Here is a 23,537-nt window from a genome sequence, read left to right on the forward strand (position 1 = left end):
CAAGCGAGATTTAAATGAACAAACAAAGCCTTTTCTTGACCAGTATTTTGGTCACTAGTGTATTAGCCGGTTGTACTGGTAGCAGTGTTGAAAAAACACCTGACACCTCTGTGTTAGCTCAAAATCAAGCACTACAAATCACTTACCCTGTCACTCAGAAAGGTGATGTTGTTGATAATTATTTTGGCAGTGATGTTGCTGACCCATACCGTTGGTTAGAAGATGATCGTAGCGAAGAAACTGGCGCTTGGGTTAAAGCAGAAAACAAAGTAACGTTTGATTACTTAGCGCAAATACCATACCGCGGCCAACTTAAATCTCGTTTAGCTGAACTATGGAACTATGAAAAAGTTGGCGCGCCATTTAAAGAAGGTAACTACACCTATTTTTATAAAAATGACGGTCTACAAAACCAATACGTTGTATATCGCCAAAAAGACGATGACAAAGCTGAAGTGTTTTTAGATCCTAATACATTTAGTAAAGATGGAACCACCTCTATGGGACAGCTTAGCTTCTCAAAAGATGGCTCAATTGCCGCTTATGCTATCTCTGAAGGTGGTAGTGATTGGCGCAAAATTATTATTATTGATGTAGAGACAAAAAAAGTATTAGAAACACCACTAGTTGACGTTAAATTTTCTGGTATTTCATGGTTTAAAAATGAAGGTTTTTACTACTCAAGTTACGACAAACCAGAAGGCAGTGAATTATCTGCCAAGACTGACCAACATAAACTTTATTATCATGTCTTAGGTCAGTCACAAAAAGACGATAAAGTTATTTTTGGTGATACACCAGAAGAAAAGCGTCGTTACGTTAGTGGTGACGTTACCGAAGATAACCGTTTTTTACTTATCTCTGGAGCAGTTTCAACATCAGGCAATGATCTTTACCTTAAAGATTTAACTAAGCCAAATAGCCCGTTAGTTACCATTATCGATAATTTTGATGCTGATACTTATGTGATCGAAAATGAAGATGACAAGTTATTTTTAGTGACTAACTTAAATGCGCCAAATAAGAAAGTTGTTACAGTGAATGCTAAAGCGCCAGCAAGTAAAAACTGGACTGACTTTATTGCCGAAACAGAATACGTATTAAGCGCTTCAACGGGTGGTGGTTACTTTTTTACTGAGTATATGGTTGATGCCATTTCGAAAGTTTACCAATATGACTATCAAGGTAAACAAGTGCGTGAAATCAACTTACCGGGCGTTGGTAGCTCTTCAGCGCTTGAAGGCGGAAAAGATGAAAGCACCTTGTATTACTCTTTTAGTAACTACAAAACCCCAGGCACTATCTATAGCTTCAACATAGATAAAGGTAACAGCGATGTTTACCGCAAGTCAGGCGCAAAGTTTGATAGTGCTGCTTATGAGTCCAAACAAGTATTCTACCCTTCAAAAGACGGTACTAAGGTACCTATGATCATTACCTATAAAAAAGGTATTGAACTAAATAGTAAAAACCCAACTATTTTATATGGTTACGGTGGCTTCAATGTTAGCTTAACACCACGATTCAGTGTTTCTCGTGCGGTATGGTTAGAGCAAGGTGGCATTTATGCTGTGGCTAACTTACGTGGCGGTGGTGAATACGGTAAGAAATGGCATAAAGCGGGTACTCAGCTAGACAAGCAAAATGTTTTTGATGACTTTATTGCCGCTGGTGAGTATTTAATCAAACAAGATTATACCTCGAGTGATTATTTAGCGATTAATGGCGGCTCTAATGGTGGTTTATTAGTAGGTGCTGTTATGACACAACGTCCTGATCTAATGAAAGTTGCCTTACCTGCCGTTGGTGTATTAGATATGCTGAGATACCATACCTTCACAGCTGGTGCCGGTTGGGCATACGATTATGGTACTGCTGAGCAAAGTGAAGCGATGTTCAAATATTTGCAAGCTTATTCACCAGTACACAATGTTAAAGCCGGTGTGAGCTACCCTGCAACTATGGTTACCACTGGCGATCATGATGACCGTGTTGTGCCGGCACATTCATTCAAGTTTGCTGCAGAGTTACAAGCCAAACAAGCAGGTACTGCACCGACATTAATTCGCATTGAAACTAATGCTGGACATGGCGCTGGTACGCCAGTATCTAAAACTATCGAGCAGTACGCCGATATCTATGCATTTACTTTGTTCAACATGGGTTTTACTTCATTACCTCAGTAATGCGGTAAACTTTGCCTTAAAAGAATAAAGCTGATCTCGATCAAGTACCTGAGTAAATTACTCAGGTACTATTTCAACAAGTCTTAATAATACTAATGAAGTAAATAGATTCTATTTAAATAACTGGAGTAAATTATGGATTGTTGCGGTGGTTGTGGTGGCGAAGGTCATGTTGATAAAACAGAGCAAGAACAAGCTAACGAAAAACCAGCTGAGAAAACTGAAGCTACTGAGAAAGAGTAATTTACCTTACTATAAATTTTTATTTTTTGTCTTGGGATCGCTCAGTGCCTCTATGTTAACAAGCCACTAACTTATTTAAGTTCAGTGGCTTTTTTATCTGCACTTATAAATAACTGCCAACGTTAACTACACCAATTTTTCTTAGTTTTACCGTGATATTCAGTGGCATGATTATACTTAATCAGTTGCTCAGCAAGATTAAGACCATCGACATAAACATCGGCTATCAAGCGGAAATATTTACCACGTTTGATATTTTTTAAGGTGATACGTTTCGCACCACGTAAGTGTTTAACGGTAAACTGCTTTGCTAGCTTAGCTTGCGCTTTTTCTTTGGGACATTTACCTCGTAATTCCGGTGTATCTATACCATTGATACGAATCGACATATGCTCACCAACAATCGTTGGAAAACCCTCTATATTCGCCCTAAAAGTATCACCATCATAAATACTGGTGATTTCTGCAACGGTTGCATTACCATAACTATTGTTTTTTGCACTGATACTAAAAGACTGTATGGCTAATAGAGCAGCTAACAAAAGGGTGAATGATAGAGTTAATAAAGATTTATTCATAAATACTGCAAGTAAGATAACTAGTTTTTAGCTATGACCTTAATTATATTCCTGGTTATGCCGCTTATTTATGTTCTTTAATTAATGCTAAGAACGGCTGACCATAACGTGATAGCTTCACCTCACCAATACCACTAACACTCAGCATTGCTCTTGAGGTTTGTGGCTTTATACGTGCCAATTCAGATAAGGTGGCGTCATTAAAGACAATAAAAGGTGCAATATCTTCGCCATCAGCAATACCTTTGCGCAATTCACGTAACTTAGCGAATAAAGCACGGTCATAGCTTTTTTGTGGTGCCTTCTGCTGCCAGTAACTGGCTTTTTGTAAACGCGGGCTTGCTAGCATTAATGGCTCTTGTGCTTTTAGAACCACACCTGAGGCTTGCGTTAAACATAAAATGGATTGTTGCTCTATATCTTGCTGCAAATAGCCAAGATGTATTAGCTGACCAATAATAGAGAACCAATAACCTGCGGTTTTACCTTTACCTAAACCAAAGGTTGAAACTTTATCATGACCTAATTGTTTAATTTTATCAGAAAGTTCGCCGCGTAATACCGCAATAACATGATTAATATCACCTTGCTGCTCGATACGATAAACACATGACAATACTTTTTGTGCCTCTATAGTGCCATCAAACTGACTCGGCGGATCGAGACAAATATCGCAGTTACCACAGCCTTTTTCGGTATATTCAGCAAAATAATTCAGTACTACCTGTCGGCGACAAGTTTGTGCATCTATAAAAGCATCCATAGCGGCAAAGCGCTGCATCTCAACATTGACTCGCTCAGGGTTATCGCCTTCACTAATACGTTTCTTAATACGGGCGACATCTTTTTCATCAACCAAAAATAAAGCTTCTGCATCTAAACCATCACGACCAGCGCGACCAATTTCTTGATAATAAGACTCTAACGTACGTGGTGGCTCATAATGAATAACATAGCGGACATTAGGTTTATTAATGCCTAAGCCAAAGGCAACGGTAGCGATCACTATTTGAATATTATCTTTGGTAAAACCTTCTTGTACTATGGAGCGAATTTCATTTTCTAAACCAGCATGGTAAGCGGCACAATTAATGCCACTAGCAGCCAAATATTTTGCCAATTTCTCTACTTGCCAACGGCTATTGCAATAAATAATGCCACTATCTTCTGCCCGCTTTTTGATATAACCCAAGAGCTGCTTTTCGCCATTGTATTTCGGCGCTAAGGTAAAGCGGATATTAGGTCGGTCAAAGCTATCAAGATGAATATATGGATTTGGCAGCGCTAACTGGTTTAAAATATCTTTACGAGTAGTAACATCCGCCGTAGCGGTTAATGCCATCACCGGCACGGTAGGAAAGTTTTGTTTTAAACATTGCAGTTTGGTGTAGGCCGGTCTGAAATCATGGCCCCATTGAGAAATACAATGCGCTTCATCAATGGCAAACAAGCTTAATGGCAACTGGCTCAAGCTTTGTAAGAAGTAATAATTAGTTAAACGCTCAGGTGCCACATACAATAACTTGATTTCACCACGTCCTAAGCGAGCAAAGATATCACTGATCTCACTTTGCTCTAAACTAGAGTTAATAAACGCCGCCGATATGCCTTGGTGAGTTAAACCGTCAACTTGATCTTTCATCAAGGCGATTAATGGCGACACAACGATAGTAACTCCGGGTAACAACACCGCCGGCAGTTGGTAACATAACGACTTACCACCGCCCGTTGGCATTAACACCAGAGAATCTTGCCCTTGTAGTAAATTGTTAATAATTTCTGCTTGCCCAGCACGAAAGCTCTCATAGCCAAAATGGTGCTTTAAGGTATCGAGCAATAAGGCCATATTTGCAGTACCGGCTTGGCTACTGACTTCAGCACTGCTTTCTGCGCTTATTTGGGTATTGTCTACTGGGGAGTTCAAGAAGCTGTCGACTATTTTTCTTAGGAGTAATACGCTATTTTAACTCAGCAACATGGTGAAAACCTAGTACAGAAAAATATATTTATAACTCGTACAAAATCATTCAGTTGCTTAGACAGTAAACTTAATAGTATTCGTAAGTTTACACCGTTAGAAATAAGCACTGAGCTTTTAGTACTCTCCCTCTTTAATGTCATGTTATTATCCCGCCTTTCCTACACTTTGTCCGTGGAATGATGAACTCATGAGCACAACAACTTCTGATCAACTTGAAGACAATAGCAGCCGTAACGGCACCTTAAGTGCGTTATGCGCATACCTGCTATGGGGCTTTGCGCCGATTTATTTTAAATTACTCAGCGAAATTGAGCCTGGTGAAATATTAATGCATAGGGTTATTTGGTCAGCATTGTTTTTACTGGTGATGATTATCGCTATGAAAAAGTGGTCACAGTTGGTTGCTGTTTTCCGTCAACCAAAGGTATTACTCTTGTTGTCTTTATCGGCCAGTTTTCTGGCGATAAATTGGTTTCTTTTTATCTGGGCCATTAACAATAACCATTTACTCGATGCCAGCTTAGGCTACTACATTAACCCACTATTTAATGTTGTCCTCGGTATGCTGTTTTTTCACGAGCGTTTACGCCGTAATCAATTAATAGCGGTAGGTTTAGCCTTTACTGGTGTATTGGTGCAACTGGTAACATTAGGTACTCTACCCATGATTTCACTGGCTTTGGCCAGTACATTTGCTATTTACGGTTTAATAAGAAAAAAACTGCCGGTAAATTCATTTATCGGCCTATTCATTGAATCACTGTTAATGCTGCCAATCGCCTTAGTTTATTGGTATTTCTTTGTGGAAACTAGCACCAGCGATATGGCGATAAACACGGCCAGCCTGAACTTTACTTTGATCATGGCCGGTGTAGTCACTACCGCACCTTTACTATTTTTTACTGTCGCAGCTAAACGACTAGCATTATCTACCTTAGGTTTTTTTCAATACTTGGGACCAAGCATAATGTTTTTACTGGCAACCTTTTATTATCAGGAAACTATGAAAAGTGCTGAACTGATCACCTTCATTTTTATCTGGGCAGCCTTAATACTCTATAGTCTGGATTCACTGAAAAAACGTGCTTAACGCTGCTCTTTAAATACCTAAAGAATTTACCAACAATAATAACCAGCAAAAAAAAGCGCTCATTCTCAGTAAGAGAACAAGCGCTTTTATTCATGCTTTTTTTGTCAAAAAATTAGCTATTCTTCAAGCTCTGCACCAGAAATCACCACCTGGTTACGACCATTTTCTTTAGCTAAATAAAGCGCATTATCGGCTTCATTCAATTGTTTAGCGAATTCGTCGTGACTATCAAAAATCACCCCTAAACTTAATGTTATTGATATCGGCGTTTCACCTGCAGGAATTGTTGATACCGCTATTTCTCGTCTAAAATCATCTAACTTGTTATACAAATTATCTGTATCTAAACCATGCAACAGTACCGCAAATTCTTCACCACCCAAACGTGCAGTTAGCCCTGAACCAAAGTGTTTACGCATATAAAGCGCCACTATTTTTAATACCTGATCGCCAGCATCATGGCCGTAGCTATCATTAACTTTTTTAAAGAAATCAATGTCAATCATCGCCAGACAGTAAGGCACTTTCTTACTGATATACTCTTTAATTCGTGGTTCAGCGTTGCGGAAAAAAGCACGTCGATTAGCCAGATCGGTTAAATAATCCGTATTGGCTGCATGCTGAATTTTGGCAATATTATTCAGGCTATCAATGTTCTGAGTTATACGACAATAGAATTCTTCAGGGCAAAATGGTTTACGTAAAAAGTCATCCGCGCCATTTTTAATAAAACGCGCTGAATGAATGCCGTTACTGGCACCTGAAATACCTATTACAGCTAACTGTTCACGCGTATAAATACGGCGAATTTCATTCGTCAATTCAATACCATCCATTACTGGCATTTCTAAATCGGTAATGACCATCTTAATATTTTTGTGTTGCTTAATTTTTTCTAATGCCTGCACACCGTTATTAGCCGTGATGACAGTAAAGTTACGGCGCTTTAATAATTCAACAATATGATTTCGCGCTGCCGATGAATCATCAACCACTAAAATGGTATTTTGATCATTGGTTTGCTGCCAATGTAAAATACGTTTTAAATATAAAAAAGCTTGGCTGTTTTCCTTAGGAATATAATCAATAACTGGCTGCGACAATATTTTTTGGCGTGTCTCATCATCCATTTTTCCCGTCATAACAACGCTTGGAATGCCGTGAGACAACACACAGGCTATTGCTTCGCCATCGAGCGCATCAGGTAAGGCATAATCGATGGTCGCTGCAAAAAAATCTGTATCCGCAGATAATATATTTTCCACTTCAGCCAAGTTAGTGGCAATGACCACCTCAAACTTTAAAGAGCGGGCTATCTGTTTGATAACGGTAGCTATAGGTTTACTGTCTTCTACTACTAATAATCTTTGCGACATCTCAACACCTTTTAATTTTTATTAGGCTACTTTGCATGTTCTTTCTAGCACTTAACAAATAGCCGAATGCTCAGTTAAACCGCTTGTAAATTAGCGTATTCCACTACAAGCCACTTGCTACCTACAGCCTCAAAATTCACCTGAATTCTTGATTGGGCACCACTACCTTCATAGTTAAGTACTACACCTTCCCCAAACTTAGCATGTTTAACCTGCTGACCCAACTTAAACCCTGTATTTTCAAAGGTTTCAAGGGTAAAGGTATTTGAAAACTTGCCAACTTTACTCGGACGTTTTACTTGCGATTGCATACGAATTTCTTCGATGCAATCTTCAGGTAATTCACGTAAAAAACGACTCGCTTTATGGAATTTTTCCTGGCCATATAAGCGACGACTTTCTGCATGGCATAAGTATAGCTTAACCATTGCCCTTGTCATACCGACATAACATAAACGACGTTCTTCCTCTAGACGGCCAATTTCCTCAACCGATTGTTGCGATGGGAACATACCTTCTTCAAGACCGGCAATAAACACTAAAGGAAATTCTAAGCCTTTAGCCGAATGCATAGTCATTAACTGTACTGCGGCTTCAAACTCATCGGCCTGAGATTCACCCGATTCTAATGCCGCATGGGTTAAAAATGCGGTTAATGGTGTTTGTTCTTCAACTAATTCAGGATCGCTTTCAAAAGTTTGACAAGCGGTAACTAGCTCGTTTAAATTTTCTATACGTTGTTCAGCACGCTCACCTTTTTCAGCTTGATACATCGCTTTCAAACCACTATGGCTAATAATAAAATTCGCTTGCTGATCTAAATCTAAATTACCGGTATCATCTTCTAATTGCTCAATAAGTTGCATAAAGGCGGTAATCGTTTTAGCACCTCTGCCTTTCAATTGCTCTGCTTGCAACATTTGCTGACATGCCTGCCACATTGTTACTTCCATACCCCGAGCGGCATCTCTAACTAAAGACAAGGTTTGATTGCCTATGCCACGGGTTGGTGTATTGATAATACGCTCAAAAGCCGCATCATCATCACGGTTATTGATAAGACGCATGTAAGCAAGTGCATCTTTGACTTCCTGACGTTCGAAGAATCGCTGACCACCATAAATACGGTAGGGTAATTGCCCTTGTAATAACGCTTCCTCAAGTAAACGTGACTGGGCATTTGAGCGATACAAAATGGCCACTTCATCAAGCTTACCACCATCATCACGCCATTGCTTAATACGACCCGCGATAAAGCGAGCCTCATCGATTTCATTAAAAGCTGTATATATTGATATCTTTTCGCCCGCTTCACCATCAGTCCACAATTCTTTACCCATGCGATTGCTATTATTACTGATCAATTGATTAGCTGCGTTCAAAATATTAGCGGTTGAGCGATAGTTTTGCTCAAGACGAATAGTTTTGGCTTCATCATATTCTTTTAAGAAACGCTCGATATTTTCTATTTTGGCTCCACGCCAGCCATAAATGGATTGATCGTCATCACCAACAATCATCACCTTACTGCGAGCTTTACCCAACATAGTCAGCCAAGCATATTGAATGGCATTGGTATCTTGAAACTCATCCACCAAAATATGACCAAATCGTTGCTGATAATGATCTAATAATGCAGGGTTTTTCAACCATAATTCGTGCGCACGCAGTAATAGTTCCGCAAAATCCACTAAACCTGATCTATCACAGGTTTCTTGGTATGCTTTATAAACTTTAACAAATAATTCTTCTGTTGGGTCAAACTGGGCATCAATATGCTGAGGACGTAATCCTTCATCTTTTTTACCATTGATGTACCAAACAAATTGTTTAGGCGGCCACTTTTTCTCATCTAGCTCTAATGAGCGAACTATGCGTTTAATTAAACGTAGCTGATCATCGCTGTCTAAGACTTGGAAACTTTGCGGTAAGTTAGCTTCTTGAAAATGCATACGTAATAAACGGTGCGCTAGACCATGAAAGGTACCAATCCACATACCATGCGTATTGCCATTTGTTACTTGCTCAACTCGAGCACGCATTTCTGCCGCCGCTTTATTGGTAAAGGTTACCGCCAAAATACTGTGTGAAGAGGCTCCTTCTACCTGCATTAACCAAGCAATACGTTGTACTAATACTCGAGTTTTACCACTACCAGCACCTGCTAAAATAAGCATATTTTGCTTAGGGGCAGCAACAACTTCACGCTGCTTATCATTAAGAGAGTCGAGTAATTCTGAAACATCCATAGGGTTAAAGACCTTAATTGAGGTGGCATCATCTAATGCAGTAGATAGCTGTACTAAAAAATAAGCAAAAGTATATCACTAATTAGGGTGACTTGTTATTGTGTGCTGTTTATTTTTACAGTACACCTAATCTAATCAAAATAAATAATTGACTGGCGTTATCAATCAAAACAGTCAGTGGGTTAATGAGTCACTAAAAAACAAAAAAGCACGCTACTTTATCAATAGGGTGCTTTTGAATGCGACTTATCTTAACAGCATTTACGCTACGTTTAGCGACTTAAAGTGCCGTCAACTCTGTAACCTGAGCTAATTCAATATGAGGAATTTGCTGTAGTCTTTTACCAACACCGTATTGTGGTAACCAAGCGGTTTGACAGCCAGCTTTTAACGCACCATAAATATCAGCAAAACCACAATCACCAACATGTAATAATTGCTCAGGACGAATAGCTAACTGCTTACATACCAAAGTAAACATATCTGTTGCCGGTTTTTGCCTAAGCAAATATTCACTTTCCCCTTGAGCGGTAGGGGCTTGAAAACCGGCATGGTAAATATGAGTAAAATAATGATCAATACCCAAGGCTTTAGTATCGACATTACCATTACTAATAGCCACTAATGGAAATTTTTTGCTTAAAGTCGCCAATAATTCATGGCTTGCTTTGGGTACCGTAAAGTCACTACGTAAGCTAATAAAATATTCTAAACCTGCTTGTGCTTCTTTTATCGACTCTTCTACTGAAAGTTGCAACGCTAAAAAACCTAATCGATATGTCTCATAGCGAACTCTAACAACGTCATGACCAAGTTCAGGGGTTATGCTTATTGCTTGTTGACGATATGGTGCCCAAAAACGTCGATTAAATACCTGCTTCGGTTCAATGTGAAGCTTAGGTAACAAGCTAGAAAATTTTTCAGTAAAATACTGTAGCATCTTTTTTTCAATCGCCAGCATTACTGGACGATTGTTATATAAGGTGTCATCTAAATCAAAGCTAATCGCTTTAATTTCAGTTAAACGTCGGTAAATTTGCATGCTTACAAACCAAGTGTTGAAGTAATAATTTAGCCATTTACTAGGTAAACAGCCGTTTAAGCTGATTAAGCAACTTTGCGTTTTTACAACTTAAGCTGTTGGTGTAAAAGTTTAGCAACTAGTCGTTTGAATTGATTAAGCAACAAGGTATCCATACGTGGATCAAAATGGTGGGCATCTTCACTACCAATGGCTAAAAAGCCAACTGATTGTTCATCATGTATGAGTTTAATCAATACTACAGAGCCTGAACAAGGCTGAGAGAAAATCAGTATCTGTTCACTTTCTTGCAAACGACCAAAATAATACTCTTCATTCGTTAAGCGATTTTGCATTACGCCAGCACAGTCATTAGTCGATAAACTATGGTGACTAATCGATGAATTATCTGTAGGAACTAACCACAATTTAAAGGCAGATAAGGATAATAACTCAGTGGTCGCTTGATGTAGGCAATCGAGCAATTCTTCTGCTGATTGACAATCTAGTAAGCGTAAATAGAGATCGCTATAGAGCACAAATAACTGCTCATTATGATTAGCCACAGACATTAACTGGGTAATTTCATCTTCTAAACCGTGTACTTTTTGCCTAAGCAGTTGCTGTTGACGTTCTACTAAAGAAACAGTACCACGTTGCTCATCATTTAAACGCAAGCTGGTCATTAAACTGTTATTGCGATTAAAAAACTCTGGATTATCTTGCAGGTAACTTACCACTAACTCATCGGTTAGTGGTATTTCTTCACAGTTAATACTCTTTTGTACATCATTCATTTTACTAGATTCATCTTTCATTGGAGGCCATCACTAATAGGATAAGGAGAGTAGCGGCTTAAATAGATAATTGACCATCAAATACGTGTGTTGCCGGTCCTGACATTTTTACAGGGTGACCTGGTCCTTGCCAAAATATGCGTAATTTACCGCCTGGTAGCTCTACGGTTACTTGTTTAGCTAATTTTTTCTGCATATAGCCAACAACAACTGCCGCACAAGCACCACTACCACAAGCCAAGGTTTCTGCTGCGCCACGTTCATAAACTCTTAATTTAATATAATTAGGTGAGATTATTTCCATAAAACCAACATTAGCGTCTTTTGGAAAACGCTCATGGGTTGACAATTCTTGGCCCAATGATTCAACTTGTGCCTCAAGGACATTGTCCACGGTAACAACACAATGTGGGTTACCCATTGACACAGCACCACATAAAACGGTTTCACTTTCACTGCGTAGAATATATGTACCTTCCATTTTTTGCGCATTAAAAGGAATTTTATTTGGCTCAAATTGTGGCACTGGCATGGTCACTGAAATATTACCATCACGCTCAATGTGTAAATTCATCTTGCCTGTACTAGTAGAGACTTTAATCTTATGTTTATTACACAAACCTTTCATGCGGACAAACTTGGCAAAACAACGAGCGCCATTACCACACTGCCCCACTTCACTACCATCGGCATTATAAATGCGATAATGAAAGTCTAAATCTGGGTCATAAGGCGGTTCAACCACTAATAACTGGTCGAAACCAACACCAAAATTTCTGTCGGCAAATTTAGTAATTTGTTCAGGCGATAAAAAAACATTCTGCGTGACATTATCAAGCACTAAAAAATCATTACCTAAACCATGCATTTTGGAAAAATTAACTAGCATTAATGGTTACTCTTTAATAGCATCTGTTGATTGCTTAGCTGATGGAGTAGTTGATTGCTCAATGGCTTGTGGAACAGCTTCTTGCTGCTCTACTTCATCAGGTGTAGTTGCTGACTTTTGCTGTGACTCAGCACTTTTATTAACATCACTTTCTTGGCTGTCTTCGCCGGACTCAGTAACTTTATTTTCTTCGCTAACAACTGGCTCTGGAGTTTCATATAAATCACCTTTAATACCACAAGCAGATAGCAAAATAGTTGCAAAAAATGCCAGTAAAGTCGATTTAAACTTAAATTCTTGATGTAACTTTTGTTGTAGGTATCGGAGTCTTTTGCTACGCATGATGGTTTTTTGCCATGAAAGTCGTTTAAATCAAGCTTTTTAGCGTAACTTAACCGCTCTGTATCTATATTTATTTTGTCTGATTGCTATTATACTCACATGCTTATCAACATTTATACCAATTCTAATAAGTTTATTCTCGCTACGCTGACAGGCTCTGAGAGGCGACGAACTAAAGAGACTTGGTGTGTTACTCACTTAGACTAATAATGATATTTAAAGGATAGGCAATGAACGATAGCCAATACAACTTGATCGCTGATGAACTTCTTCTTGCGATAGAAGAAGCGATTGAAGACTCTGGTGTCGACATAGATTACGAAGGCGTTGGCGGATTATTAACGCTGACCTTTTTAAATACCAGCAAAGTGATCATAAACAAACAAGCTCCTTTACATGAAATATGGGTAGCAACAAAATTCAACGGTCACCACTTTACCTTTAACAACGATAGTTGGCTAGATAAGCGCAGTGGCGACGAATTTTGGCAGTTTTTATCAAATGCTGTAAGCAAGCAAGCTGAAGTTGAATTAACACTTTCCGCACAGTAATACCCTTAAGGTTCATTAAGGATCTGATTGGTATAACCACTATAAATTTGGATAAATCGAATGAATAACACCACAGTACGAATTGCCACCCGTAAAAGCGCCCTCGCTTTATGGCAGGCAGAATATGTTAAAGCACAACTTGAACATTTTCATGATGGCATTAACGTCGAATTAGTGCCTATGACAACCAAAGGCGATATTATTTTAGACACGCCTTTAGCCAAAGTTGGTGGCAAAGGTTTATTTGTTAAAGAACTTGAAGTAGCTATGCTTGAAGATCGTGCTGATATTGCTGTTCATTCAATGAAAGATGTACCGGTAGATTTTCCTGAAGGCTTAGGCTTAGAAGTGATTTGTCCTCGTGAAGACCCCCGTGATGCGTTTGTTTCTAATTCCATAAAATCACTAACCGATTTACCAGAAGGCGCAATAGTAGGTACCTCTAGCTTACGTCGTCAATGCCAATTAAAAGCAAGCCGCCCAGATTTAGACATTCGTGATTTACGTGGCAATGTCAATACTCGCTTAAGAAAGTTAGATGAAGGCCAATACGACGCCATTATCTTAGCAGCTGCAGGTTTAATTCGTTTAGAAATGCGTGCACGCATTGCCCAGTTTATCGAACCAGAAGAAATGTTACCGGCAAATGGCCAAGGTGCTGTTGGCATTGAATGTCGTAACGATGATGCAACTATTAAAGCCTTATTAGCGCCATTAGAGTGTAGTACTACTCGTATTCGCGTATTAGCAGAACGTGCGATGAATAAAGCCCTTGAGGGTGGTTGTCAGGTTCCTATTGGTAGCTACGGTGTTATTTCTGCTGATGGTAAAGAAATCCACTTACGTGGTTTAGTTGGTGCTGTTGACGGTAGTCAAATGATCGAAAGTGAAATCACCGGCCCAGTTGAGCAAGCCGAAGATCTTGGCAATAAACTCGCACAAGAGTTACTGAGCCGCGGCGCAGATAAAATTTTACAGCAAGTTTATTCAGAAAATAATGACGAAAACAGCTAAAGCTAATGAAAATATGTCTCAAGTAGCAAAACTTGAGACATCTACAAATGAGCAGAATTTACTTATGCCAGGTAAACCACTCGGGGTTTTGATCACCAGGCCCAAAGCTAAAGCTCAACAGCTTGCCGTGTTACTAAATCAACAAGGCATAGCCAATACTAGCCAAGCCCTCTTCGACTATCAAAATAATGCCAGCGCTGCCAACATCAACACTGCACTAAAACATGCTGATTTACTTATCTTTGTTAGTGTTGCGGCTGTTGAATTTACCCATGCTAATTCCCCACTCAATGAAAATCCTAAGCACACTTATTTTGCTGTTGGTAATACCACCAAGCAGGCTTTACATGTTATCGGCATAATCGAAGTCTCTGCGCCACCTTCACAACATGAACACAGTGAAGGTTTACTTAACTTGCCACAATTAACCGATGTAAGTGGCAAAAGAGTCGTCATATTTCGCGGTAATGGCGGACGAGAACATATCGCTAGTAGTTTAAAAAAACGCGGTGCTGAAGTTCGCTATATCGAAAGTTACCAACGTGTATGGCGAACATTACCGATAAATATTGCCCAGCAATGGCGAGCACAACAAATTAACTGTATTGTCGTTACCAGTAACGATATATTATTAGCATTAGTAAAGTGCCTGAGCATTACCACAAAAAACACCGATAATTATTGGCAATCGCAATGTTTGTGGGTGGTAGTTAGTGAGCGTATCGAAAAGAATGCCAAAGCTTTAGGTTTAACACGGGTAATTAATACCCACAGTGCTAACTCTCAAATACTCTGTGATAGCTTGCAAGCACTCACTTGTTTGTAAACATCAAGTCAATAACGATGGAATATAGAATTATGTCGGACAACGAAGTCTCTAAAAGTAATTTATCGGATAATAGCGACGCCGAGAAAAAAGAGGCCGCTACATTATCACCGGGCAGTAATGCTAAAACAATAGCTGCAAAAGCTGAGCAGACAAGGGCCCCTACCAGCACGGTAACTAAAAAAGTACCGCCATCGAGCACTCAAGTAGCCACTAAAAAGTCATCAAATAAAACCTCAACTATAGCAATAGTACTTGCCTCAGTGAGTATTTTCGCCTCTATTGGTCATTATATTTGGCAACAGCAACAAACCAGCGCTCAACTTATAACACTGAGCCAGAAAAACCAGCAAGCGATACAACAAGGACAAGCTCAACTGAAGATCAGCTTAACTAATGAATTTAATAGTCAATTACAGCAGCAGCACAAAAACACTAACCTATCGCAACAAAGCGCTAAAAAAGCACATCGGGATAGTGATGCCCAAATACAGCAATTATCAACTCAAATAAATAAATTAGAACAGCAAATTAGTCTACGCCAACCTAGTGATTGGTTAATTCATGAAGCTGACTATCTTATTCGCGTTGCCGCTCGTACTATGTGGCTGGAACGTGATACTAAAGCAGCAATCAGTTTATTACGTGAAGCCGATAATCGCCTGAAAGCATTAGAACAGCCAAAATTTTTGCCTATACGAGCATTGGTTAATGAAGACATTGAAACCTTAGCATTAATGCCAACCTTAAATAATCAAGAAGCTATTCTGACCTTGATGGCACTGAACAAGCAGGTGCCAAGTTTAACATTAGCCAAGGTAAACTTGGCCGAAGCACTTGATGACAGTAAAGAAGACTTTGTCCTGTCTGAGGATATAGGTGATTGGCAAAAAAACCTAGCGAAAACTTGGCAGAAGTTTCTTAACGACTTCATTACTGTTCGCCGAAGAGCTGGCATGGTTGAGCCTTTAATGACACCTGTTCAGCAACAACATTTACAGCAGAATTTAAGTCTAAAAGTACAACTGGTTCAATGGGCCGCCAGCGAACAAAAAGCTGAAATTTACCAACAAACCTTGCTTGATATTCAACAATGGTTAAATGAGTTCTTTGATATGGACTTAGCCATAAATCAAAAATTCTATAATTCAATAGAACAACTCAAGCAGAAAACCATCCATTATGACTACCCTAGCGATTTACGTTCATTAACGGCAATAAAACAGTTGTTACAAGAAACTCGACAAGGGACACAGCCACAAAGCCGCTCGCCGAAAAGTAAGACAACAACACAGATTGAACAAGCAACTGACAAAAAGCCTACAACAGGTAATATCCCAAAACCTGAGAGTGAAAAAGTGAGCGGAGGTCAGCTATGATCCGCATTATCATTGCCTTGTGCATATTTCTTAGCGTAATGGCAATAAGCCCCTTTTTAATTGATGAAAAAGGTTACATTCTTATCGCTATGGGAAATACCACCATAGAATTAACGGTATTATCTGCAGGTATTATGTTAATGCTGCTATTTATTGCCCTGATTCTTAGTTTGAAACTCTTTCGTGGCGGTTTAAACTTTAGTTTTGGTGCTTGGAATAAACTTGCTTTTGCTGGTCAACGTCGTGGCATTGCCAATTTTAACAAAGGTCTTGCTGCTTATATGTTAGAAGACTATTCCCAAGCGGAAGAGTTATTTTCAAAAAGCGCTATCCCATCAAAACGTAAACAGAGTGCTTATTTGCTTGCCGCCTCAGCATCGGCAAAATTAGACCTCGATAGCAATACTAATCATTATTTAGCGCTACTTGAAAAAGAAACTGTCAAACTCAAAGATGCCGGCTTAGAGGGTGTCATTGTTAATATTAAATTATTAATGAACCAAGATAAGGCAGAGACCTACGCCAAAGCTCGTAAGCTAATTGATGAAAACCACAAACAGATTGGCCATGATGCCCGCCTACTGGCCCTCGAAATTGATTTATGCCTTATTGAACAGCGCTTTGAACAAGCGGTGCAATACTTAGCTTCGGCACGTAAAGACAAGACCATTACCGAGGCAAGGGTTCAGCTTTGGGAGCAACAGGCCTATTACGGTAGCTTTAATGACAGTATCAAACAGCATGACAATAAAGCATTACAAGAAAATTGGGCTTCTCTAAAGCGAAAAAACAAACAACGCGAAGACGTTTTATTTGCTTACTGCAAAGTATTAGCCGAGAACGAAATCATTGAACCGTTAAATACATTATTAGTACCACTTTTTAAAAAATCACCAAGTAGCGATTTTTTAAAAAAGGTGCGTGAGTTACCTATTAAACAAGCTGATGAGCTTATTGCTATTGTACAAAAACAACTTCATAACAATGTGCACAGCGGTAAATGGCTAAGTTGTTTAGGTCACTTAGCCTTGATGAGTGGACAATACTCTATGGCAGAGAAAGCCTTTGGCAGCCTAATAAAGTTAGAAGAAAATGACTCTACTAAACAATATGACCAACAAGATTTACAAGCATTAGCAAAAGCTCATGGTAAACAAGGACAATATCAACAGGCCAATTCTACCTGGCTAAAAGCAAGTACCTTATAAAGGTTGCTACTGATATTGTTGGGTTATTGCTTAATAAGACTTAGGTAAAGCAATAACTCTTTTAAAATTTACCCTATATCTTTGACTGCACCTTCATCACATTTTTTACATTTCAATAAGTGACCTAACATACTTTGTCGGCCGCTGTGTGATATCACCCAAGGTCTAATAATAAAAGGCGGCTTATGCCTCACATGCTGGAAATGCCCACATGTTAGCTCCGCTACCCAATGGTGTTCCTCGTCTTGATGATAACCACAAATTGCTTGTTTCATGGGGTACTCTTTGGCTAAGCCTCATTGACTTAATATTGTAGATTTAGCATAGCTAACTTCATGTCTCTGGCTTGGTGTTATTTCAACATTTACTGTGGACACTATCTAGAAAGTCATTGTGAAAAGAGCACTTTAAACTCTTTACCTTTATTTTCGCCATCTAGGCGAGAGAACTTCATCAGTAAATCATCTTTACCATCACCATTTAAATCTTCAACCATGACAAGGTTGCCATCTTTAGGTAACGGCGTATCGTAGCTAACACTACGCTTGTGAAATGAGCGCTGACGTTTGCTATTTTTAGTGCTTTTCTTGCCTAAGTATATTTTTAACTCGTCATCATCATCCGACAAAATCAGCTCTTTTAAGCCATCACCGTTTAAGTCCGCTAACTTAACTACAGCACTACCGCTTTGCCCAGATGTTAGACTAAAGGTCAGTTCAACACCCTTTTTTATCGCCGGCTTAGCGGGGAATTTATCTTGCTCACTCATTTTAAATACATAAACATCTTGATCAATACCACCGGTGACAAGGGCGCCGATAATTTGTGATAGACCAATATCAAAACCAGCAAGTAAAACCTCAAGCTTGTCATCATTATCAATATCAACAAACTCTAACCCTGTTAATGTACCTTCAGCATGAATAACGCTATCAGGCTGCTGTGCATAACTCAAAAGATCTTGATTTTCTTTGCCAAGAAATATCTCATAATCATTAACGCGATCAAGCACGCCAGAGGCCTTAGTGTAGCGGACTATCATATCAATAATACCATCAGCATTAACATCGCGTAACTCTTCTAACTTGCGATATTCCAAATCACTTTGATCTAATTGTTCACCACTTTCATCACGTTTATTCCACCAATCAGTGCCACTGATGGCTTCATTAATAGGTAAATTAATTGCTGTGCTGACAAATTGACTCTGATCCATTTGAGGATAAATAATCATTTCGCCATTACCTACCAATAAAATATCCGTTTTTTTATCAAAGTTTACATCAGTAAAATATAACTTGGTTTCGGTATAAGTCGCGCCTGCTGATAAAACACGGACCTCTGGTTTTATCGGTAAAATTTGCTTAGCAAAGCGATTCATTGCTTGCCCAATAAGAATGTGAGTTTTATTAAAGTCAGCAATAATGACATCTTCAAAATTGTCATTATTTAAATCTTGTATAAAGTTTCCTTTACTAAGAAAATCCGCCTGCTCTTGCACATATAACGATTCGATATCTGCCAGCTTAGTGAACTGCTTATTTTGATAAAGCGTCAGTGAATTTGCAGAAAGAAAATAAATTTTTTGTCTTTGTCCCTCTTTCATTTCAGATTTTAGCTCACTTACATCAAAGCGATAAAACTGCTTCGGTATAATGGTTTTTTCTGCGACAACATACTGATTTGTTTTTTTGTTTAACTGATAAATCATTATCCAACGGTTACTTTTTTCATCAACTGAAAAGGTGACTAATTCTTTACCTTTACTTGGCAATACGTCTGCGGCAATAATTTCTTGAGTGAGATTATATGGAGAGTTAATGACTACTTCACTAAAGTCAACGGCGCTCGATTTGCTCGCCAAGGTTGTTAAAGAAGTGGCACAGCCAATGGTGGTAAGGATGGCGAATAAGGCCTTATTGCTAAACAGTTGAGTTTTTTTCATTTAATGAGATCCATATCGTCGGCTTTAACTATATTCTGATAAATGTAGAACACTAAAAGTAGCTAGAGTTCCCAAGCTTTCTCTAACATATACCACAATGCCTAGTTTCGACGCATTAAAAAAGCTGTTACATAATATGTAACAGCTTTGTAAGCACCTACTATTCAACGCTTTAAAAATACTAGGGGTATGAACTCATTTTCTACATTAAATTAGCTGTACCCCACATAGTCCGCTTGCAGTTTTTTCGCCAACATAGCACTCATCATTGCTCTTAAAGCTGCTGGTTTCACTAGTTTACGCATATAACCAACATCGTAACTTTTAGCTTTTTCTTCAATGCCTACTTCTGTAGTCGCCGTGATTAATATAGCGGGTAATGAATGATGACACTGGCTACGTATATCCTTAATCAAGGTTAGCCCATCGACTTGTTTTCCTTGTGGATCGTCAGCTTGGCTATCGATTCGGTAACCCAACTGATAATCAACTAACAATATATCAATTTCATTACTGTGATTAGCGAATTCTGCCAACGCTGTTTCTCGGGAGTCCGCCGCTAAGATATTACATTGCCATGCTGAAAGTAGCTCAACCATGCCACTGAGCACATCAGGATCATTATCTATGCATAATACGGTGATATCTTTAAGAGCGACATTAAAGCCCGGATTAGCAAGACTTCTACTTTGCTCGACAGCTTCTGCTTGCTCTACTTGCACAGAAAATTTACAACCCTGCATCGTTTTTGATTGCAAACTTAAAGTATGCCCTAATAACTCAGCCAGACTCTGAGTGATATTTAATCCTAAACCCAAGCCTCTCCCTGCGTAATTATTAGCGGTGTTAAGCTGAGTAAATTGTTCAAAAACAAGCAACTGCTTTTCAACCGGAATACCTGGGCCATTATCTAATATTTGAATAATGACCTGCTTGTTAAAAACTCGAGCACCTAATAACACTTTACCCGGACTAGCATACCTAAAGGCATTACCAACAAGGTTTTGGATTATGCGCCTTAATAAGTACCGGTCAGATTTAATCCACACCTTACTTGCAACTAGGCGAAACTCGACCGACTGCTCAATAGCAAGGGCGGCAAATTCTTGCGCCAAATCTTCAAACAAATCATTGAGGGCGAACACGTGAATGTTAGCTTTAATATTGCCACTTTCTAAACGGGCGATTTCAGCTAAGTCTGCTAATAAGTCATTGGCTGCTTTTAAAGACCGGTCGATATTCTCAACTTGCCTTTTCTGAACTTTGGTTAAGTTACTTTGCTCAGATAACGCTGAGGTGAATAACCTTGCAGCTTCAAGAGGCTGCATTAAGTCATGACTACAAGCTTTTAGATATTGGCTTTTTTTCAAATGTGCTTGCTCTGCTTTTTCATGGGCCTTTGCCAAAGCTTCATTAGTTTTAGCTAAAGTGAGCGTACGTTCATAAACACGGGTTTCAAGATCAAGATTTGCTTCTTTAAGTACTTGCTCTGCTTGTCGGTAGGCGGTGATATCAGAAAATAACATAACAAAACCGCCTCCTGGCAGAGGGTTTCCTTCAATACGAATGGTTTGACCACTAGCTTGTTGACGTTCTGAGCTATGTGGACTGCCTTTACGCAAGAAGTCTAAGCGCCGATTCACTTGTAACTCGATATCGCCAATCCCACACAAACCGCGTTGCACGTTATGACGAATAAGACCAGAGATAGGACTGCCCATATAAACTAACTCGGTGGGATATTCGAATAAGTCTAAATATTTTTTATTCCAAGCCACTAAACATAACTTGTCATCGACAATCGAAATACCTTCACTGGCATTTTCAATAGCACTTTGCAGTAAATCTTGCGAAAACTGCTGCTTTTGACTCGATGCCTCTTCAACTAATACCGCCAGCTCATCAAGGGCAATATCTCGACCGTCTAGTGCCGAAGAAAGTACTAATCGAGCAGAAGAAGATCCCATAACAGTCGCTAAGGTATTTTCTGTGTGCTGTAGCAACTGCTGGTTATACGTAACATTACCTAGCTGCTTTTTATCATGAGACGATAAAAAGTGAGCAAAGTTAGCTTGTGCTTTGTCAAGGCCAACAAAGCGTGAAGCTAATAACTCTAATTCTCGCACATCAAGTTGTCGTTTTTTCTCGACTTTTAATAACTTAGGTGACTGCCACTCAAGAAATAGTGAAGCTTGTACCCGCTCTTGCACACTCTGCCGGCTGATTTGTGATAACGCCCACATCACTATGATATTGGCGCCTAAACTAAACAGCGTCGCGGTAGTTTTCACCGGTAAAAAGCCTTCAGCAAAGGGTGATGCATATAGACCAAATTGCGGTAAAAAGTTCAAGGTAAGCCAGAGGATAAAACCGACCAATATGCCCGCATAAACGCCCACCAAACTTGCTCGGCGCCAATAAAATGCTGCGATTAGTGCCGGAGTTAATTGGGCAAATGCACCAAAAGCTACCTCTCCTAATGAAGAGAGTGTATCGGGCGAGGCCATGATAAAAACCCCATAACCCAGCATGATAACGAACAAAGCCAGAAATTTACGTATATTAAGCAGACGTTTTCGAAAGTTATCATAATCTGTTTGCGCGACTTTTTGTCGACGATAAAGCAACGGAAAAACGATTTCATTACTGAGCATGGTACTTAAGGCAATCGCAGAGATAATAACCATAGAACTTGCTGCAGATACTGCACCTAAAAAAGCAAATAAGGTTAGCCAAATCTGCTCAGTAACATCGGGTAAAAACAGCACGTAAGTATCGGAGGGAACCGTATTGCCCAGTAACATTTGCCCCGCCAAGCCCATCGGAACGGCGAAGAAAGCGAATATTAATAAGTACAATGGAAAGACTCGGCGGCTAAGCCAGGTATCTTTTTGATCTTTCAGCTCCACAACCATGACCTGAAATTGACGCGGCAAGGATAAAAACGCCGCCATAACAATCACCAGCATGGCAAACATAGAAGTGACGTTATCGACGGTTAGTTGTTGCTCAAGTAAAACATTGGCATCGGCTTGTCGCCAAATATCTGCTGGCGAATCATACAAAACAAAACAAACAAAAATACCCACAGCTAAAAAGGCAAATAACTTCACCAACGACTCAAAAGCTATCGCCAGCATCACCCCAGGGTGGCGTTCGGTAACATCAATATGCCGAATACCAAATAATATCGTAAATACAGCTAAAACTAGACTGACGACTAAACCAATGTGCCAACTGGTGAAACTTTGATCTATTTGTAATTGCTGAAAAGAATACACCATGGCTTTAAGCTGCAGTGCGATATAAGGCATGGTGCCAACGAGGGCAACTATGGTAACCATAATGGCGAGGTTATGTGACTTACCAAAACGCGCCGCTAGTAAGTCAGCAATAGAGGTTAAATGTAGCTTTAAACTGACACGAATAATACGCTGGATAAAGGGCCAAGCAAAAAAGAATAGTAGGATGGGCCCGAGGTATATGGGTAAATGAGACAGTAAACTAGTTGATGCTTGCCCAGTAGTGCCCAAAAAACTCCATGAGGTGCAATAAACACCTAGCGTCAGCGCATAAATAATACTCTGGCCTTTTTTCGCCAGCTGATGTCGGTATTTATCACCTAAAAAAGCAATTAAAAATAACAAACCTATATAAGCCAGACTCAACAGTACTAATTGCCAATTAGGAAACATAAACACTCGCTACTATTATTTTTATGAGAAAGTTACCACCGTGTGGATTCATCAAACTATCCGTTCCACATAATAATGCAGCATTCACTAGGAATTTAAAAGGCTTTAGAGCAGCAAGCTAGTAAGCAATCGTTATTATCCAGATTAGTTGCTACTTTCCCTAATAG

General features: G+C 39.3%; 18 protein-coding genes. 7 read left to right on the top strand and 11 right to left on the bottom strand.

The features are described from left to right. Positions 1–14: 14 nt before the first annotated feature. Positions 15–2,186, top strand: a complete 2,172-nt coding sequence (locus GAB14E_RS20475) for a prolyl oligopeptidase family serine peptidase (RefSeq protein ID WP_081967676.1) — start codon at positions 15–17, stop codon at positions 2,184–2,186. 365 nt (positions 2,187–2,551) lie between these two features. On the opposite strand, the gene GAB14E_RS20470 is transcribed toward GAB14E_RS20475, so the two are convergent. Together GAB14E_RS20470 and recQ are read right to left on the bottom strand one after the other, a co-directional pair. Continuing rightward, complete coding sequence (locus tag GAB14E_RS20470; protein WP_033080490.1) at positions 2,552–3,007, bottom strand: thermonuclease family protein; 456 nt, start codon at positions 3,005–3,007, stop codon at positions 2,552–2,554. Between the two features lie 64 nt (positions 3,008–3,071). Then, positions 3,072–4,853: a DNA helicase RecQ gene (recQ, locus tag GAB14E_RS20465; protein WP_033080603.1), complete on the bottom strand. Its 1,782-nt coding sequence runs from the start codon at positions 4,851–4,853 to the stop codon at positions 3,072–3,074. Positions 4,854–5,175: 322 nt separating this feature from the next. On the opposite strand from recQ, the gene rarD reads away from it, so the two are divergent. Then, complete coding sequence (rarD, locus tag GAB14E_RS20460; protein WP_033080491.1) at positions 5,176–6,078, top strand: EamA family transporter RarD; 903 nt, start codon at positions 5,176–5,178, stop codon at positions 6,076–6,078. A 116-nt stretch (positions 6,079–6,194) separates the two neighbouring features. Here rarD and GAB14E_RS20455 read toward each other — a convergent pair whose 3' ends face one another. The 6 genes from GAB14E_RS20455 to lptM form a co-directional block, all read right to left on the bottom strand. Beyond that, complete coding sequence (locus tag GAB14E_RS20455; RefSeq protein WP_033080492.1) at positions 6,195–7,454, bottom strand: diguanylate cyclase; 1,260 nt, start codon at positions 7,452–7,454, stop codon at positions 6,195–6,197. A 74-nt stretch (positions 7,455–7,528) separates the two neighbouring features. After that, positions 7,529–9,703 carry a DNA helicase II gene (uvrD, locus tag GAB14E_RS20450; protein WP_033080493.1) on the bottom strand — a complete coding sequence of 725 codons (2,175 nt, stop codon included), beginning with the start codon at positions 9,701–9,703 and terminating at the stop codon, positions 7,529–7,531. A 280-nt stretch (positions 9,704–9,983) separates the two neighbouring features. Next, positions 9,984–10,745 (bottom strand): HAD-IA family hydrolase, encoded by a 762-nt coding sequence (locus tag GAB14E_RS20445; RefSeq protein ID WP_033080494.1) that lies wholly within the window; start codon positions 10,743–10,745, stop codon positions 9,984–9,986. Between the two features lie 83 nt (positions 10,746–10,828). Then, positions 10,829–11,542, bottom strand: coding sequence for a DUF484 family protein (locus GAB14E_RS20440; RefSeq protein WP_231561960.1), 714 nt, complete (start codon positions 11,540–11,542; stop codon positions 10,829–10,831). Between the two features lie 37 nt (positions 11,543–11,579). After that, positions 11,580–12,410, bottom strand: coding sequence for a diaminopimelate epimerase (gene dapF, locus GAB14E_RS20435; protein ID WP_033080495.1), 831 nt, complete (start codon positions 12,408–12,410; stop codon positions 11,580–11,582). Positions 12,411–12,416: 6 nt separating this feature from the next. Then, positions 12,417–12,752: an LPS translocon maturation chaperone LptM gene (lptM, locus tag GAB14E_RS20430; protein WP_033080496.1), complete on the bottom strand. Its 336-nt coding sequence runs from the start codon at positions 12,750–12,752 to the stop codon at positions 12,417–12,419. 230 nt (positions 12,753–12,982) lie between these two features. Between lptM and cyaY the strand changes: the two genes are divergently transcribed. From cyaY to GAB14E_RS20405, 5 genes are read left to right on the top strand one after another with little or no spacing between them, the layout of a single operon-like run. Further along, on the top strand, positions 12,983–13,303 hold the full coding sequence (gene cyaY, locus GAB14E_RS20425) for an iron donor protein CyaY (protein ID WP_033080497.1): 321 nt from the start codon (positions 12,983–12,985) through the stop codon (positions 13,301–13,303). A 60-nt stretch (positions 13,304–13,363) separates the two neighbouring features. Continuing rightward, complete coding sequence (hemC, locus tag GAB14E_RS20420) at positions 13,364–14,317, top strand: hydroxymethylbilane synthase (RefSeq protein ID WP_033080498.1); 954 nt, start codon at positions 13,364–13,366, stop codon at positions 14,315–14,317. Beyond that, complete coding sequence (locus GAB14E_RS20415) at positions 14,301–15,143, top strand: uroporphyrinogen-III synthase (RefSeq protein ID WP_231561961.1); 843 nt, start codon at positions 14,301–14,303, stop codon at positions 15,141–15,143. The genes hemC and GAB14E_RS20415 overlap by 17 nt, the downstream gene beginning before the upstream one ends. Positions 15,144–15,175: 32 nt before the next feature. Beyond that, on the top strand, positions 15,176–16,522 hold the full coding sequence (locus GAB14E_RS20410; RefSeq protein ID WP_081967677.1) for a uroporphyrinogen-III C-methyltransferase: 1,347 nt from the start codon (positions 15,176–15,178) through the stop codon (positions 16,520–16,522). Continuing rightward, on the top strand, positions 16,519–17,730 hold the full coding sequence (locus tag GAB14E_RS20405) for a heme biosynthesis HemY N-terminal domain-containing protein (RefSeq protein ID WP_033080500.1): 1,212 nt from the start codon (positions 16,519–16,521) through the stop codon (positions 17,728–17,730). Before GAB14E_RS20410 ends, GAB14E_RS20405 begins: the two co-directional genes overlap by 4 nt. Positions 17,731–17,798: 68 nt before the next feature. On the opposite strand, the gene GAB14E_RS20400 is transcribed toward GAB14E_RS20405, so the two are convergent. The 3 genes from GAB14E_RS20400 to GAB14E_RS20390 all read right to left on the bottom strand — a co-directional run bounded on the left by GAB14E_RS20400 (position 17,799) and on the right by GAB14E_RS20390 (position 23,370). Then, complete coding sequence (locus GAB14E_RS20400) at positions 17,799–18,005, bottom strand: DUF3565 domain-containing protein (protein WP_033080501.1); 207 nt, start codon at positions 18,003–18,005, stop codon at positions 17,799–17,801. A gap of 113 nt (positions 18,006–18,118) precedes the next feature. Next, positions 18,119–19,675, bottom strand: coding sequence for an FG-GAP repeat domain-containing protein (locus tag GAB14E_RS20395; RefSeq protein ID WP_033080502.1), 1,557 nt, complete (start codon positions 19,673–19,675; stop codon positions 18,119–18,121). Positions 19,676–19,887: 212 nt separating this feature from the next. Continuing rightward, a complete protein-coding gene (locus GAB14E_RS20390; RefSeq protein ID WP_033080503.1) occupies positions 19,888–23,370 on the bottom strand; it encodes a hybrid sensor histidine kinase/response regulator in 3,483 nt (1,160 codons plus the stop codon). Between the last annotated feature and the right edge of the window lie 167 nt (positions 23,371–23,537).

It is taken from the genome of Colwellia psychrerythraea (assembly GCF_000764185.1).
Lineage (GTDB): Bacteria > Pseudomonadota > Gammaproteobacteria > Enterobacterales > Alteromonadaceae > Colwellia > Colwellia psychrerythraea_B.

What these genes read in the sequence shown, in the direction of transcription:
- GAB14E_RS20475 (WP_081967676.1), top strand. Translation starts at nt 15, where the DNA reads ATGAACAAACAAAGCCTTTTCTTGACCAGTATTTTGGTCACTAGTGTA.
- GAB14E_RS20470 (WP_033080490.1), bottom strand. Translation starts at nt 3,007, where the DNA reads ATGAATAAATCTTTATTAACTCTATCATTCACCCTTTTGTTAGCTGCT.
- recQ (WP_033080603.1), bottom strand. Translation starts at nt 4,853, where the DNA reads ATGGCCTTATTGCTCGATACCTTAAAGCACCATTTTGGCTATGAGAGC.
- rarD (WP_033080491.1), top strand. Translation starts at nt 5,176, where the DNA reads ATGAGCACAACAACTTCTGATCAACTTGAAGACAATAGCAGCCGTAAC.
- GAB14E_RS20455 (WP_033080492.1), bottom strand. Translation starts at nt 7,454, where the DNA reads ATGTCGCAAAGATTATTAGTAGTAGAAGACAGTAAACCTATAGCTACC.
- uvrD (WP_033080493.1), bottom strand. Translation starts at nt 9,703, where the DNA reads ATGGATGTTTCAGAATTACTCGACTCTCTTAATGATAAGCAGCGTGAA.
- GAB14E_RS20445 (WP_033080494.1), bottom strand. Translation starts at nt 10,745, where the DNA reads ATGCAAATTTACCGACGTTTAACTGAAATTAAAGCGATTAGCTTTGAT.
- GAB14E_RS20440 (WP_231561960.1), bottom strand. Translation starts at nt 11,542, where the DNA reads ATGAAAGATGAATCTAGTAAAATGAATGATGTACAAAAGAGTATTAAC.
- dapF (WP_033080495.1), bottom strand. Translation starts at nt 12,410, where the DNA reads ATGCTAGTTAATTTTTCCAAAATGCATGGTTTAGGTAATGATTTTTTA.
- lptM (WP_033080496.1), bottom strand. Translation starts at nt 12,752, where the DNA reads ATGCGTAGCAAAAGACTCCGATACCTACAACAAAAGTTACATCAAGAA.
- cyaY (WP_033080497.1), top strand. Translation starts at nt 12,983, where the DNA reads ATGAACGATAGCCAATACAACTTGATCGCTGATGAACTTCTTCTTGCG.
- hemC (WP_033080498.1), top strand. Translation starts at nt 13,364, where the DNA reads ATGAATAACACCACAGTACGAATTGCCACCCGTAAAAGCGCCCTCGCT.
- GAB14E_RS20415 (WP_231561961.1), top strand. Translation starts at nt 14,301, where the DNA reads ATGACGAAAACAGCTAAAGCTAATGAAAATATGTCTCAAGTAGCAAAA.
- GAB14E_RS20410 (WP_081967677.1), top strand. Translation starts at nt 15,176, where the DNA reads ATGTCGGACAACGAAGTCTCTAAAAGTAATTTATCGGATAATAGCGAC.
- GAB14E_RS20405 (WP_033080500.1), top strand. Translation starts at nt 16,519, where the DNA reads ATGATCCGCATTATCATTGCCTTGTGCATATTTCTTAGCGTAATGGCA.
- GAB14E_RS20400 (WP_033080501.1), bottom strand. Translation starts at nt 18,005, where the DNA reads ATGAAACAAGCAATTTGTGGTTATCATCAAGACGAGGAACACCATTGG.
- GAB14E_RS20395 (WP_033080502.1), bottom strand. Translation starts at nt 19,675, where the DNA reads ATGAAAAAAACTCAACTGTTTAGCAATAAGGCCTTATTCGCCATCCTT.
- GAB14E_RS20390 (WP_033080503.1), bottom strand. Translation starts at nt 23,370, where the DNA reads ATGTTTCCTAATTGGCAATTAGTACTGTTGAGTCTGGCTTATATAGGT.